13 protein-coding genes are annotated in these 12,837 nt (G+C 61.2%); 7 read left to right on the top strand and 6 right to left on the bottom strand.

The window, feature by feature from the left end; genetic code table 11:
* Positions 1-283: 283 nt before the first annotated feature.
* The 7 genes from ACMTA2_RS04150 (at position 284) to ACMTA2_RS04120 (ending at position 5,805) form a co-directional block, all read left to right on the top strand.
* A complete protein-coding gene (locus tag ACMTA2_RS04150) occupies positions 284-748 on the top strand; it encodes a hypothetical protein (protein WP_413793831.1) in 465 nt (154 codons plus the stop codon).
* A gap of 154 nt (positions 749-902) precedes the next feature.
* Positions 903-1,535: a TetR family transcriptional regulator gene (locus ACMTA2_RS04145; RefSeq protein ID WP_413793830.1), complete on the top strand. Its 633-nt coding sequence runs from the start codon at positions 903-905 to the stop codon at positions 1,533-1,535.
* Positions 1,536-1,802: 267 nt separating this feature from the next.
* A complete protein-coding gene (ureE, locus tag ACMTA2_RS04140; RefSeq protein WP_060739391.1) occupies positions 1,803-2,303 on the top strand; it encodes an urease accessory protein UreE in 501 nt (166 codons plus the stop codon).
* Positions 2,300-2,974: an urease accessory protein UreF gene (locus ACMTA2_RS04135; protein WP_413793829.1), complete on the top strand. Its 675-nt coding sequence runs from the start codon at positions 2,300-2,302 to the stop codon at positions 2,972-2,974. Before ureE ends, ACMTA2_RS04135 begins: the two co-directional genes overlap by 4 nt.
* 9 nt (positions 2,975-2,983) lie before the next feature.
* Positions 2,984-3,598 carry an urease accessory protein UreG gene (gene ureG, locus ACMTA2_RS04130; protein WP_060739393.1) on the top strand — a complete coding sequence of 205 codons (615 nt, stop codon included), beginning with the start codon at positions 2,984-2,986 and terminating at the stop codon, positions 3,596-3,598.
* Positions 3,599-3,629: 31 nt separating this feature from the next.
* Complete coding sequence (locus ACMTA2_RS04125) at positions 3,630-4,202, top strand: HupE/UreJ family protein (protein WP_413793828.1); 573 nt, start codon at positions 3,630-3,632, stop codon at positions 4,200-4,202.
* A gap of 469 nt (positions 4,203-4,671) precedes the next feature.
* Positions 4,672-5,805 (top strand): AGE family epimerase/isomerase, encoded by a 1,134-nt coding sequence (locus ACMTA2_RS04120; protein WP_413793827.1) that lies wholly within the window; start codon positions 4,672-4,674, stop codon positions 5,803-5,805.
* 129 nt (positions 5,806-5,934) lie between these two features.
* On the opposite strand, the gene ACMTA2_RS04115 is transcribed toward ACMTA2_RS04120, so the two are convergent.
* From ACMTA2_RS04115 to ACMTA2_RS04090, 6 genes are all read right to left on the bottom strand, one after another.
* Entirely contained in the window at positions 5,935-6,699 is a 765-nt protein-coding gene (locus ACMTA2_RS04115) for an SDR family oxidoreductase (protein ID WP_072412002.1), read from the bottom strand.
* An 849-nt stretch (positions 6,700-7,548) separates the two neighbouring features.
* The gene (locus ACMTA2_RS04110) at positions 7,549-8,265 is read right to left on the bottom strand and encodes an ABC transporter ATP-binding protein (protein WP_053117959.1); all 717 of its coding nucleotides are present in this window, start codon (positions 8,263-8,265) and stop codon (positions 7,549-7,551) included.
* A complete protein-coding gene (locus ACMTA2_RS04105) occupies positions 8,262-9,134 on the bottom strand; it encodes an ABC transporter ATP-binding protein (RefSeq protein WP_413793826.1) in 873 nt (290 codons plus the stop codon). The genes ACMTA2_RS04110 and ACMTA2_RS04105 overlap by 4 nt, the downstream gene beginning before the upstream one ends.
* Positions 9,131-10,411, bottom strand: a complete 1,281-nt coding sequence (livM, locus tag ACMTA2_RS04100; RefSeq protein ID WP_413793825.1) for a high-affinity branched-chain amino acid ABC transporter permease LivM — start codon at positions 10,409-10,411, stop codon at positions 9,131-9,133. Before livM ends, ACMTA2_RS04105 begins: the two co-directional genes overlap by 4 nt.
* A gap of 2 nt (positions 10,412-10,413) precedes the next feature.
* Complete coding sequence (locus tag ACMTA2_RS04095) at positions 10,414-11,328, bottom strand: ABC transporter permease subunit (RefSeq protein ID WP_413793824.1); 915 nt, start codon at positions 11,326-11,328, stop codon at positions 10,414-10,416.
* A gap of 164 nt (positions 11,329-11,492) precedes the next feature.
* Positions 11,493-12,629, bottom strand: a complete 1,137-nt coding sequence (locus tag ACMTA2_RS04090) for an ABC transporter substrate-binding protein (protein WP_413793823.1) — start codon at positions 12,627-12,629, stop codon at positions 11,493-11,495.
* Positions 12,630-12,837 lie beyond the last annotated feature (208 nt).

The raw sequence follows: 12,837 nt of genomic DNA, 5'->3' as shown, positions 1-12,837 counted from the left end.
AGAACCGCCAACAGGTGCCGATGAAAGACACAAAAAAAAGCAAAAACCTGACTGAGTAGCCAACAAACTGTTACCGCACCTGCCCATTCCCGAGGCAGCAATGGGTACAAAATACCCACTACGGTGCAAAACCACACCTCTGAAACGCCCGGTTTAGAGCCTTCGCCCTGAACAATCAATTCTGTTGATTATTACCATTGCGCTTATGAACTTTTATATCGACTTATCGAGAGTAGCATTGCCCTCGTACCCACTTTATCGCCCTCCCAAGGAGCAAACGATCATGAAACGCCAATTACTGATGAGCCTGTCCCTTTCACTGCTGGCCTCCACTGCCTTCGCACTGCCAGCCTCCGAACAAGCCACGCCGCAGGTCAAGGACAGCCACTCTGTCTACAGCCAGACAGTTGCTGAAGGTGGCCGTGATCGCCTGGAAGAAAAAGGCCTGGCCGAAGATGGTTATGACCGCACCAAACAGAGCGATGCGCTGGCCGCTGACGGCTCCGACCGCACCCCCGGCCAAACCCTCGCCGAAGACGGTTCTTCCCGTACCAAGCTGGGTGAAACCCTCGCTGAAGACGGCTCTTCCCGCACCAAGCTGGGTGAAACCCTCGCCGAAGACGGCTCTTCCCGTACCAAGCTGGGTGAGACCCTCGCCGAAGACGGTTCTTCTCGCACCCAGTTGGGTGAAACCCTCGCCGAAGGCGGTGGTGACCGCGTGATTGAACGCAACGGCACAGTGAGCTGAGCCCATGGTGGCCCAGAAAAAAGCCCGATTCCTGCAATCGGGCTTTTGACTTTTCAAGCCCTCGTTTTCCCGCCCGCCCCCTTCTACCGTTCGACGTCGGCAAAGCCGATTTGCTAGAGTGCGTCGTTCCCGTGAATCAGAAGTCAGCCTTGCAATGCTGCCCCGCGCCGAACAGAAACAACAGACTCGAATAGCCCTGATGGACGCTGCCCGTCATTTGATGGAGTGCGGCCGGGGATTCGGCAGCCTGAGCCTACGGGAAGTCGCCAGGACGGCCGGCATCGTGCCCACCGGGTTCTATCGGCACTTCGAGGACATGGACCAACTAGGCCTGGCGCTGGTCAGCGAAGTCGGCCAGACCTTCCGAGAAACCATCCGCCTCGTTCGCCACAACGAGTTCGTCATGGGCGGCATTATCGATGCGTCGGTGCGCATCTTCCTCGATGTGGTGCAGGTGAACCGGTCCCAATTCCTGTTCCTGGCCCGCGAGCAATACGGTGGCTCCCTGCCGGTGCGCCAGGCCATCGCCCAATTGCGCGAAGACATCAGCTCGGACCTGGCCGCCGACCTGGCCTTGATGCCCAAGCTGCACCACCTGGACCTGGCCGCCCTGGGCGTGATGGCCGATCTCATCGTCAAGAGCGTGTTCGCCACCCTGCCGGACATTATCGACCCGCCCGCCCAAGCCCTTCCCGAGCACCTCACGCCCCAGGCGAAGATGACCCAGCAACTACGGTTCATCTTCATTGGCCTCAAGCATTGGCAAGGGTTGGGCAGTACCGAATAAACCAGATCCCCCTTGTGGGAGCGAGCTTGCTCGCGATAGCGGTGGGACAGCCACCATTAATGCCGTAGACAGACCGCTATCGCGAGCAAGCTCGCTCCCACAGTTTTTTGTTCCTGTCGCAAAATGGTGCGCCACACTCCGACGCGCACCAACATTGCACGCAATCCGCCCCATCCTGAAACGCCATCTCAGCTATTTCCTACACCTGCTTCGGTTGGCAAGCCCCTTGCTCTAAACACAGCACCGTTCATTGCTGGAAGCACTCCGATGCTGGTGATTCACCGCAGAATCGACACTCAACCGCGCTGGGACGCCGAGCTGCACCTGACCTTTGACGCCCGCAGCAAAAGCCGCCTGCGCTGTTTCAGTGCCGAGGGTGAAGACGTGGGGTTGTTCCTGGAACGAGGTCAGCCGCCCCTGTATGACGGCGAATGCCTGCAGGCCGAAGACGGGCGCATCGTGCGCGTCTGCGCCCGAGCCGAACAACTGCTGCACGTCACCTGCGCCAACGCCTTCGAACTGACCCGCGCCGCCTATCACCTGGGTAATCGCCACGTGGCCCTGCAAGTCGGCGATGGCTGGCTGCGCCTGCTGGACGATTACGTGCTCAAGGCGATGCTCGAGCAACTGGGCGCCAGCGTCGAATCCATCGAAGCCCCGTTCCAGCCCGAACACGGCGCCTATGGCGGCGGCCATCATCACTCCCGGCACGGCGACGAAGACTTCAACTACGCGCCGCGCCTGCATCAGTTTGGCGTGCGCACATGAACCCGGCCTGGGCGCTGCTGCGCCTGGCCAGCCCGCAGCTGCCGATTGGCGGCTACAGCTATTCCCAGGGGCTGGAGATGGCCGTGGACAACGGCCAGGTGAAAAATCCCGACGAGGCACGGCGCTGGATCAGCGATCAATTGCTGCTGAACCTGGCACGCTTCGAAGCGCCCTTGCTGCTGGCGCACTGCACCGCAGCCGCCGCTGACGATTGGGACGCGCTGCTGCAACATTGTGAAGAGCACCGCGCCAGCCGGGAAACCCGTGAGCTGTATCAGGAAAGCCGGCAAATGGGCTACTCGTTGCAGCAATTGCTCGCCGGCCTGCCGGAACTCGACCGTGCTGCACGGGGCTTTCTCGAACAGCGCAGCGAGCCACACCTGGCGCTGGGCTGGGCCCTGGCCGCCCGCGCCTGGCAGATCGCCCCCCAGGACGCCCTCGCCGCCTGGTTGTGGAGTTGGCTGGAAAACCAACTGGCAGTACTGATGAAAACCCTGCCCTTGGGCCAGCAAGCGGCCCAGCGCCTGACCAGCGAACTGCTGCCCCTGTTGCAACAGGCCCAGCACAACGCCTCGAACATCGACCCCGATCATTACGGCAGCGCCGCGTTTGGCCTGTCCCTGGCGTGCATGGCCCATGAGCGCCAGTACAGCCGTCTGTTCCGTTCCTAGGAGACATACATGAATACACAACCTTTGCGCGTCGGCATCGGCGGCCCGGTGGGCTCCGGCAAGACGGCCCTGACCCTGGCCCTGTGCCTGGCGCTGCGCGAGCGCTACAACCTGGCCGTGGTCACCAACGACATCTACACCCGCGAAGACGCCGATTTCCTGGTGCGCAACGAGGCCCTGGCACCGGAGCGAATCATCGGCGTGGAAACCGGCGGCTGCCCGCACACGGCGATTCGCGAAGATGCCTCGATCAACCTTGAGGCGGTGGACCAATTGAACCGGCGCTTCCCGGGCCTGGACCTGATCCTGGTGGAATCGGGCGGCGACAACCTGTCGGCGACCTTCAGCCCGGAGCTCTCGGACCTGACGATCTATGTGATCGACGTCTCGGCCGGCGACAAGTTGCCGCGCAAGGGCGGACCGGGCATCTGCAAATCCGACCTGCTGGTGATCAACAAGATCGACCTGGCACCGCTGGTGGGCGCATCCCTGGAGATGATGGACAGCGACACCCGGCGGATGCGCAACGGCAAGCCCTTCGTGTTCAGCAACCAGAAGACCGGCCAGGGCCTGGACGACATCATTGCCTTCATCGAGCGCCAGGGCCTGCTGAGCGCCGCCTGACTTTTTCGACTGACCACAAGGAAGCTAATCCATGACGTTCAAACGCATTCTCGGCGCCCTCGCCCTGCTGCTGACCCCGGCCCTGGCCTTCGCCCATCCCGGCCATGGCGACAATGGCCTGATCGCCGGCCTCAGCCACCCCATCGGCGGGCTCGACCATTTGCTGGCGATGCTGGCGGTCGGTCTGTGGGCCGCACAGCAACAAGGCGCGGCGCGCTGGGCACTGCCCTGCACCTTCGTCGGTACGATGCTGCTGGGCGGCCTGCTGGGCTTTGAAGGCCTCGACCTGCCTGCGCTGGAAAGCGGGATCGCCGCCTCGGTGCTGGCCCTGGGCCTGGCCGTGGCACTGGCGGTGCGTCCGCCATTGAGCCTGGCGGTGGGTGCAACGGCGCTGTTTGCGCTGTTCCATGGCGTGGCCCATGGCTTGGAACTGCCTGACATGTCGAACCCGTGGGCCTATGCGGTGGGCTTCGTCGCAGCGACGGCGGCGTTGCATAGCGCCGGGTTTGCCCTGGTGCGGGTGTTGCCGCGAGCGGCGGCGCCGTTGATTCGATTGGCCGGGGCAGCTTCGGCGGCGACTGGGGTTTGGTTGCTGGCGGGCTGATTCTTTAGCGCCTGCCAGGCCGTCATCGCGAGCAAGCTCGCTCCCACAGTTTGATCAGGTACACCAGTCCTTGTGGGAGCCAACCTGCTTCCACACTTTGATCAGGGTGCACCGGCACCTGTGGGAGCCAGCCTGCTTCCACACTTTGATCAGGGTACACCGGCACCTGTGGGAGCCAGCCTGCTTCCACACTTTGATCAGGGTACACCGGCACCTGTGGGAGCCAGCCTGCTTCCACACTTTGATCAGGGTGCACCGGCACCTGTGGGAGCCAGCCTGCTTCCACACTTTGATCTGGGTGCACCGGCCCCTGTGGGAGCCAGCCTGCTTCCACACTTTGATCGGTGCACATCGGCCCCTGTGGGAGCGAGCTTGCTCGCGATGACGGACTTGCAGGTGCCATCTCTCTGGAGTCGGTCACTCTGCTACCATGTCGCGCAATCGCCCCCAGCCGTGACGACGTCCACCCATGCCTGATGCTTCCCGCCCCGCCTCCCTGCCTGAATTGTCCGCCCTGTTCACAACAGTGCGTCAGCATTTTCACGACGTGATCGTGCCGATGTGGCAAGGCCCGGGCTGGAATGCCGAACTGGCGCTGCCCTACGAATCCCTGGATGCCGAACATGCCCCGCTGCCGCCCCAGCGCTACCGCGCCATGGCCTGTGCGCGACAGTTGTATGTGTTCGCCAGCCTGATCGGCGAAGTGCCTCAGGCCGAGGAACGGGCCAGTGCGCTGTTCCGCTCGCTGCAGCGTCATTTCCACGATGCCGAACACGGCGGCTGGTTCTACAGCATCGATCCGCACGGCGCGCCGCTGGACACCGGCAAAGACCTCTACACCCACGCCTTTATCCTGTTCGCCTGCGCCCATTACTGGGGCAAGGTCCGCGAACCGCTGGTGGAATCGGTGCTCAACGCCAGTCTGGAGATCATTGCCCAGCGCTTTGCCAGCGCAGACGGTCTCTACGACGCCAGCCTCAAGCGCGATTGGTCGACGACCGGTTCCGGCCCGTTGCAAAACCCGTTGATGCACCTGGCCGAAGCGTTCCTCGCCACCCTCTCGGTCCGTGAAGACGCCAACGTCCGCCAAGCGCTACTGGACCTGTGCGACGGCATGTCCAAGCATTTCATCGACCCGCGGCAACGGGTCATGATGGAAAAACCGCTCAAGGCTGTGGATAACTGGTTCGAGCCGGGGCACCAGTTCGAGTGGTATTACCTGCTGGCCTCATCGCCCCTGTTGTGCAACGGCAAGTTGCACACCGCCCTGGAGCGCAGCTTCAGCCATACCGAACAACAGGGCGTCGATCCAGCCTCCGGTGCTGTGTGCGCAATGCTGGCCCTGGAACCACAGGCAGGCCCACGCGATGCCACCCAACGCATCTGGGCCCAGGCGGAATACTTGCGGGCACTCACCTTGCGCCCAGGCAACCAGGCGTTGTTGCTGCGTCAATTGCAGGCACTTCAGCAGCATTTCCTGCATGCCAAGGGCTGGAACGAATGCCTGGACGCCGACGGCATCGTCAGCCGCCGGGACATGCCGTCCACCACGCCGTATCACCTGCTGACCTGCTATCGCGGGCTGGCCGATTACCTGGCATAACGCCTCTTTGGCGAGGGGATTTATCCCCGCGGGGCTGCGCAGCAGCCCTGAAAAGATAGATCGCAGGCTCAGGTCTTAGGGGAGCGACGCTCCCCATGGGGATAAATCCCCTCGCCACAGGTTCTCCCGCTACGCCTTGTTGCGCTCAATAGCAAACCCGGCCCAGGTCTGGCTCACCGGCATCAGCTCCAGGCTGTTGATGTTGATGTGCGCCGGCGTGTTGAGCACCCAGAAAATCGTATCGGCAATGTCCTGTGGCTGGATCGGCTCGGCGCCGGCGTAAGTCGCGTTGTAGCGCTCCTGGTCGCCACCGAAGCGCACCAGGGAGAACTCGCTCTCGCACAGGCCCGGCTCGATGTTGCTCACCCGCACGCCCGTGCCTTGCAGGTCGCAACGCAGGTTCAGGGAGAACTGTTTGACGAACGCCTTGCTCGCGCCATACACATGGCTGCCCGGATAGGGGTAATTGCCGGCAATGGAGCCCAGGTTGACGATACCGGCGCCACGGCCGTGGGCAATCAGGCGCGGCAACAGCAGGCGGGTGCTGTAGATCAGCCCTTTGACATTGGTGTCGACCATGGTGTCCCAGTCATCGAGGTCGCACTTGGGCGCCGGATCGACGCCCAGGGCCAGGCCGGCGTTGTTGATCAGCCCACGCAACTTGGCGAAGGACGGCGGCAGGTTGGCGATGGCCTCTTCCATGGCCTTGCGATCACGCACATCCAGGACCAGGCCATGGACTTCAGTCTGCTTCGACAGCTCGGCACAGAGGGCATTGAGGCGTTCTTCACGACGACCGGTCAGCACCAGTTTCCAACCGGCCTCGGCAAAACGACGGGCACAGGCTTCACCAAAACCGGATGTCGCGCCGGTGATAAACAGGGTGTCAGACATCGTGTTCTCCTTGTTTGAACTTCAAAAACCGTTGAATGGGATCGGCCCACAGCATGCCCGGCCAGGTACGCCGGGGGCAAGGTTTGCCCGTGAGCTTTTGGCCCGCCGCTGATCATAAAACAACCGATCCACGCCAAGCCTTGCCCAACAAGGCCCGCAGCCGGTTGCCCGCACCTTATCCACAGCCACGTCCACAGTAATCGGGGGCAAGTGCAACCCCCACAAGCCGCTGTGCATAAGGCTTTGCGAGCTGTTTGGAAAGTTTTTTTCGCTTGACCCTGCAAGCAAGGTTGTGCACTTCGAGATATCTGCTATAAGCCGGTGCGCGATGAACGATGGCTCCAAGCCAGTAACTACGGTGCTCAGAGCGGTCTTTCCAGAGTTTAATCACAGACTTATCCACAGGCTTGCCTCAAGCATTTCGAACCCATTGCAGCGCTCAAAAAGGTGTTGACAACAGCCGCTCCCCGTTACCAAAAAATGCCTGATCAAAAAACGATCACAGCCCTGAAAGCCACGTATCCAAAGGCTTTCAGCCAGCTACTCCCACGTTACCCACAGCCAGTTCCACAGCAAACGGGGACAAGTCAAAACCGTGGTAAAACAACTGTTTGCGGCGACTTTATGTCGCGGTTTGGCAAGGGTTCAGGATTGTTGTCCACAATTGTGAAAAACATACAAAGCCTCCTGTGGGAGCGAGCTTGCTCGCGATAGCCTTGGTTCAATCAACATCGATGTCGGCTGACATGCCGCCATCGCGAGCAAGCTCGCTCCCACAAGTTGGGTGGTGGTTTGGAGGGATAAAAAAACCGGCGATCTCTCGCCGGTTTTTCCATTACAGCAGCCGCTTCAATGCCCGCCCAGATACGCGTTGCGCACCTCTTCGTTGGCGAGCAATTCCTTGCCGGTGCCGGTCAGGCGAATTTCGCCGTTGACCATCACATAGGCCCGGTCCGACAGCTTGAGGGCGTGGTTGGCGTTCTGCTCCACCAGGAAGATGGTCATCCCCGTGGATGCCAGCTCCCGCAGGGTGGCGAAGATCTGCTTCACCACGATCGGCGCCAGCCCCAGGCTCGGCTCATCAAGCAGCAACAACTTGGGCCGGCTCATCAACGCCCGGGCAATGGCGAGCATCTGCTGCTCGCCACCAGACATGGTCATGGCCCGCTGGTTGCGCCGCTCCTTGAGTCGCGGGAACAGCTCGAACATGCGTTGCATGTCCTCGCTGGCGTATTTGTCACCGATAGGAATGGTGCCCATCAGCAGGTTTTCCTCGACGGTCATGTCGGGGAATACCCGCCGCCCTTCCGGCGACTGCGCGATGCCGTTGGACGCGATGTAGTGGGACGACTTGTGGGTGATGTCCACGCCCTGGTAGATGATCTGCCCACCGGCGGCACGCGGTTGGCCGAAGATCGACATCAAAAGCGTGGACTTGCCGGCCCCGTTGGAGCCGATCAGGCTCACGGTCTCGCCTTCGCCAATGTGCATCGAGACTTTCTTCAGGGCCTGGATCGGCCCGTAGAACACGTCCAATTCCTTGAGTTCGAGGATAGGTCCACTCATACCAGTTCCTCTTCGTCGGCACCCAGGTAAGCCGCGATCACCTTCGGATCGTTGCGAATCGCCTCGGGACCGCCCTCGGCGATCACGTTGCCGTGGTCCAGCACCACGATGTGGTCGGAAATGCTCATTACCATGCCCATGTCGTGTTCGATCAGTACCACGGTCAGATCATGCTCATCGCGCAGCAGACGGATCATCGCGCTCAGCGCTTCGGTTTCCTGGGGGTTGAGGCCGGCGGCCGGTTCGTCGAGGCAGATGATCTGCGGACGCGTGCACATGGCCCGGGCGATTTCCAGGCGCCGTTGCTGGCCGTAGGAAAGCTCACCCGCCAGACGGTTGGCGCAATCCACCAGGTCCACCACTTCCAGCCAATAGAACGCATGGTCCAGGGCGTCGCTTTCAGCCTTGCGGTAGCCCTTGGTGTTGAGGATGCCTGCCACCATGCTGCGGTTGACCCACATGTGCTGGGCCACCAGCAGGTTTTCCAGCACCGACATTTCCTTGAACAGGCGAATGTTCTGGAAGGTACGCGCCAGACCGGCGCGGTTCACCAGGTGGGTGCCGCCGAACATCTTGTAGTACAGGCGGCTGGCGAAGGACTTCGGCGAGACGAAGTCCGTCGGGCGAAATGCCTCCCCCAACAGCTTGATGACGTTGGTCCGCTCGCCACGCACGTTGAGCTCGATCTTGCCCCCCGTGGCCTTGTAGAAACCGGTCAGGCAGTTGAACACCGTGGTCTTGCCCGCGCCATTGGGGCCGATCAGGGCAAAGATCGAGTTGCGCTCGACTTGCAGGCTGACGTCGCTGAGGGCCTTGATGCCACCGAACTGCATCATCAGGTTTTCAACTTTGAGTACGACTTCGCTCATGGCGCTACCCCCTTGCGCGGCGTCACACCGGTACGGCTGATACGGATCAGGCCGCGAGGACGCCAGATCATCATCAACACCATCAGTACGCCGAACAGCAGTACCCGGTATTCGGAGAAGCTGCGCAGTAGCTCAGGCGCCACGGTGAGTACGAACGCGGCAATCACCACGCCGACCGTCGAGCCCATGCCGCCCAATACCACGATCGCGAGGATCAGCGCCGACTCGAAGAAGGTGAACGACGACGGGTTGACGAAACCCTGGTAACTGGCGAAGAACACCCCGGCCAGGCCAGCCGTGGACGCACCGATGGTGAACGCCGAGAGCTTGACCAGCACATGGTTCAAGCCCATGGAGCGGCAGGCGATCTCATCCTCGCGCAGCGCTTCCCAGGCGCGCCCGACCGGCATGCGGGTCAGGCGATGCTTGACGTAGAGCACCAGCAGTACCGTGATGAACAACACGATGTAGATGAACAGGAATTTAATGTTGGGGTTGTAGTCGATGCCGAAGAACTCATGGAACGGCACCCCACCATCCTTCGCCCGCCTGCCGAATTCCAGGCCCAGGAACGTCGGTGCCGGAACCGGCATGCCATTCGGCCCCCCCGTGAACGACAGCCAGTTGTTCAGTACCAACCGGATGATCTCACCGAACCCCAGGGTCACGATGGCCAGGTAGTCACCGTGCATGCGCAACACCGGGAACCCCAATATGCACCCCGCCATCGCCGCCGCGATGGCCGCCAGCGGCAGCACCGTCCAGAACCCCAGCCCCAGGTACTGGTAACCCAGCGCCAGGCCATAGGCACCGATGGCATAGAACGCCACGTAACCCAGGTCGAGCAGCCCCGCCAGGCCGACCACGATGTTCAGGCCCAGGCCCAGCAGCACGTAGATCAGCCCGAGGATGACCACGGTGAGCACGTATTTGTTGGCGAAGAATGGGAACACGATGGCAATCACGATCAGTGCCGGAATGATCCAGCGCAGCCGCGACTTGTAGTCCGGCGGCAGCACGTGCACGCCGGAGCCGGTGCTTTCGAAGCCCTGGAGGACCTTGAGTCCCTTGGGCGTCTGCAGGAACAGGCTCAAGGCGAAGCGCCCGACCATCACGATCGCCACCAGCCAGCCGACGCGGGCCGGTTGCAGGTTGAAACTGTAGCCGTCGAGCACCACGCCGACAATCGGCCCGAACACTATCAGGGAGATCAGGCCGGCCAGGATCGCGTCGATGACGCTCTGTTTGATATCAAGCGGTTTATTGGCAGCAGACATACTTATACCTTCGCCACGAGTGGGCGACCCAACAGGCCTTGGGGACGGAAAATCAGAATCAGCACCAGCAGCGAGAAACTGAACACGTCTTTGTAGTCGGAGTTGATCAGACCGGAGAACAGCGACTCGGAAATACCGAGGATGATCCCGCCGAGCATGGCCCCAGGCAGGGAACCGATGCCGCCGAGTACCGCCGCGGTGAACGCCTTGATGCCGATGATGAAGCCGGCATAGAAGTCGAATGTGCCGTAGTTCATGGTGATCAGCACGCCGGCCAGGGCGGCCATGGCTGCACCGATGATGAACACGTAGGAAATCACCCGGTCGGTGTTGATCCCCAGGATCGAGGCCATCTTGCGGTCTTGCTGGGTGGCGCGGCACATGCGTCCGAGCTTGGTGTACTTGATGATGTAGGTCAGCACGGCCATGCCGGCGAATGCGGCGATCAGGATGAAGATCTTGGTATAGGTGAGCTGGACGAAACCGCTGCCGATGTCCACGCGCATGGCGCCTTCGAGCAGTGTCGGGACACCCTGTTGGCGGGCGCCCTGGCTGATCTGTGCGTAGTTCTGCAGGATCAGCGAAATACCGATGGCACTGATCAGCGGTGCCAGGCGGGTTGAGTTGCGCAGGGGTTTATAGGCGACGCGTTCGATGACCCAGCCGTATACCCCGGTGACCACCACCGTGAACACGAGGGTGCCGAGGATCATGAGCGGAAAGGATTCGATACCGAAGTAAGCCAGCAGAGCCAGACTGATTGCCGCGAGGTAAGCGGAAATCATGTAAACCTCGCCGTGGGCGAAGTTGATCATGCCGATGATGCCGTAGACCATTGTGTAGCCGATGGCGATCAGACCATAGACAGACCCGAGGGTCAGGCCATTGATCAGTTGCTGCAGGAAAATACCATCCATAACGCAATCTCACGCAGTGAGAACCTGCACACCCTAGGGCGTGCGGTTCTTCTAAGGAAAATACAGATTTACGTCAGAGCAATGTCAGGCACGACCGGCGCGTGCCTCCTGGAAACCGGGGCTGGCCCGATTCCCGCAGGAGGCGTGGACGGTCGCTTCAGCCCTTACTTCTGTTTTTCCAACTGGTGGTATTTGCCGTCCTTGTCCCACTGGTAGACCACGTAGTCGGAGACTTTCAAGTCGCCCTTGGTGTCCCACTCTTTCTTGCCCATCACGGTCTGGACGGGGTTGGCCTTGAGCCACTTGGCCGCGTCTTCGCCTTTATTGGACTTGGCGCCATTGAAACCCGCGGCCAGGGCCTGGACCGAAGCGTAGGCGTACAGGGTGTAGCCTTCAGGCTCGGTGCCGTTCTTGCGGAACTCTTCAACCACAGCCTTGCTATCTGGCAGCAGACGCGGGTCGGCGCCGAAGGTCATGTACACGCCATCGACGTATTGCGCGCCGCCGGCGGTGGTGACCAGTTCGTCGGTCACGATGCCATCGTCGGACATGAACTTCACGTCCTTGAGACCTTGCTCACGCAACTGGCGAACCAGCGGACCGGCTTCCGGGTGCAGGCCGCCGAAATAGACCACGTCGGCACCGGCCGCACGGATCTTGGTGACCACGGCGCTGAAGTCTTTCTCGCCGCGGGTCAGGCCTTCGTACAGCACTTCCTTCACGCCACGCTTGGCCAGTTGTGCCTTGGTGGCATCCGCCAGGCCTTGGCCGTAGGTGTCCTTGTCGTGCAGCACGGCCACTTTCTTGCCCTTGAGCACGTCGACGATGTAGTCGCCCGCCACGATGCCCTGCTGGTCGTCGCGACCGCACATGCGGAACATGGCGCTCAGGCCGCGCTCGGTGACCTGCGGGTTGGTGGAACCCGGGGTGATGGCGATGATGCCAGCTTCGTCGTAGACCTCGGAGGCCGGGATGGTATTGGACGAGCAGAAGTGCCCGACCACGCCGATCACCTTGTCCTGGTCGACCAGGCGGTTGGCCACGGCCACGGCCTGCTTGGGTTCGCAGGCGTCGTCGCCAGCGACCAGCACGATTTTCTCGCCGTTGACGCCACCCGCCTTGTTGATGGCATCGGCTGCCGCCTGGGCACCCTTCATGTACTGCTCGCCAAATGCGGCGTTGGCGCCGGTCATCGGCCCCGCCACACCAAATTTCACATCAGCTTGAGCAAACGCAGAAACACCCAGCGCAGTTGCCACTGCGAGGGCCAGGAAACCTTTCTTGTAAAACGTCTGGGACATGAGGTGGTGCTCCAAGGTTTTTTTTAGTTGGCACTGCGACTTCATTTCACTGAAAAGCTCAGAGCAAGGGCCGTGCCATCGGTTTTTTATTCTGAAAAAAGTCGCTGCTTTATTGTTATTTCGACTGTTTCGAGCCCTTTTTCACAGGGCGTGCAACCGTCTAAACCGCACGAGGTGCAACCTTTCATTTAAATAGGTGAAACCCTCC

Source organism: Pseudomonas medicaginis (genome assembly GCF_965119365.1).
In the GTDB taxonomy this organism is placed as follows: Bacteria; Pseudomonadota; Gammaproteobacteria; order Pseudomonadales; family Pseudomonadaceae; genus Aquipseudomonas.
This window is presented reverse-complemented; position numbering and strand designations above follow the sequence as displayed.

What these genes read in the sequence shown, in the direction of transcription:
- ACMTA2_RS04150 (WP_413793831.1), top strand. Translation starts at nt 284, where the DNA reads ATGAAACGCCAATTACTGATGAGCCTGTCCCTTTCACTGCTGGCCTCC.
- ACMTA2_RS04145 (WP_413793830.1), top strand. Translation starts at nt 903, where the DNA reads ATGCTGCCCCGCGCCGAACAGAAACAACAGACTCGAATAGCCCTGATG.
- ureE (WP_060739391.1), top strand. Translation starts at nt 1,803, where the DNA reads ATGCTGGTGATTCACCGCAGAATCGACACTCAACCGCGCTGGGACGCC.
- ACMTA2_RS04135 (WP_413793829.1), top strand. Translation starts at nt 2,300, where the DNA reads ATGAACCCGGCCTGGGCGCTGCTGCGCCTGGCCAGCCCGCAGCTGCCG.
- ureG (WP_060739393.1), top strand. Translation starts at nt 2,984, where the DNA reads ATGAATACACAACCTTTGCGCGTCGGCATCGGCGGCCCGGTGGGCTCC.
- ACMTA2_RS04125 (WP_413793828.1), top strand. Translation starts at nt 3,630, where the DNA reads ATGACGTTCAAACGCATTCTCGGCGCCCTCGCCCTGCTGCTGACCCCG.
- ACMTA2_RS04120 (WP_413793827.1), top strand. Translation starts at nt 4,672, where the DNA reads ATGCCTGATGCTTCCCGCCCCGCCTCCCTGCCTGAATTGTCCGCCCTG.
- ACMTA2_RS04115 (WP_072412002.1), bottom strand. Translation starts at nt 6,699, where the DNA reads ATGTCTGACACCCTGTTTATCACCGGCGCGACATCCGGTTTTGGTGAA.
- ACMTA2_RS04110 (WP_053117959.1), bottom strand. Translation starts at nt 8,265, where the DNA reads ATGAGTGGACCTATCCTCGAACTCAAGGAATTGGACGTGTTCTACGGG.
- ACMTA2_RS04105 (WP_413793826.1), bottom strand. Translation starts at nt 9,134, where the DNA reads ATGAGCGAAGTCGTACTCAAAGTTGAAAACCTGATGATGCAGTTCGGT.
- livM (WP_413793825.1), bottom strand. Translation starts at nt 10,411, where the DNA reads ATGTCTGCTGCCAATAAACCGCTTGATATCAAACAGAGCGTCATCGAC.
- ACMTA2_RS04095 (WP_413793824.1), bottom strand. Translation starts at nt 11,328, where the DNA reads ATGGATGGTATTTTCCTGCAGCAACTGATCAATGGCCTGACCCTCGGG.
- ACMTA2_RS04090 (WP_413793823.1), bottom strand. Translation starts at nt 12,629, where the DNA reads ATGTCCCAGACGTTTTACAAGAAAGGTTTCCTGGCCCTCGCAGTGGCA.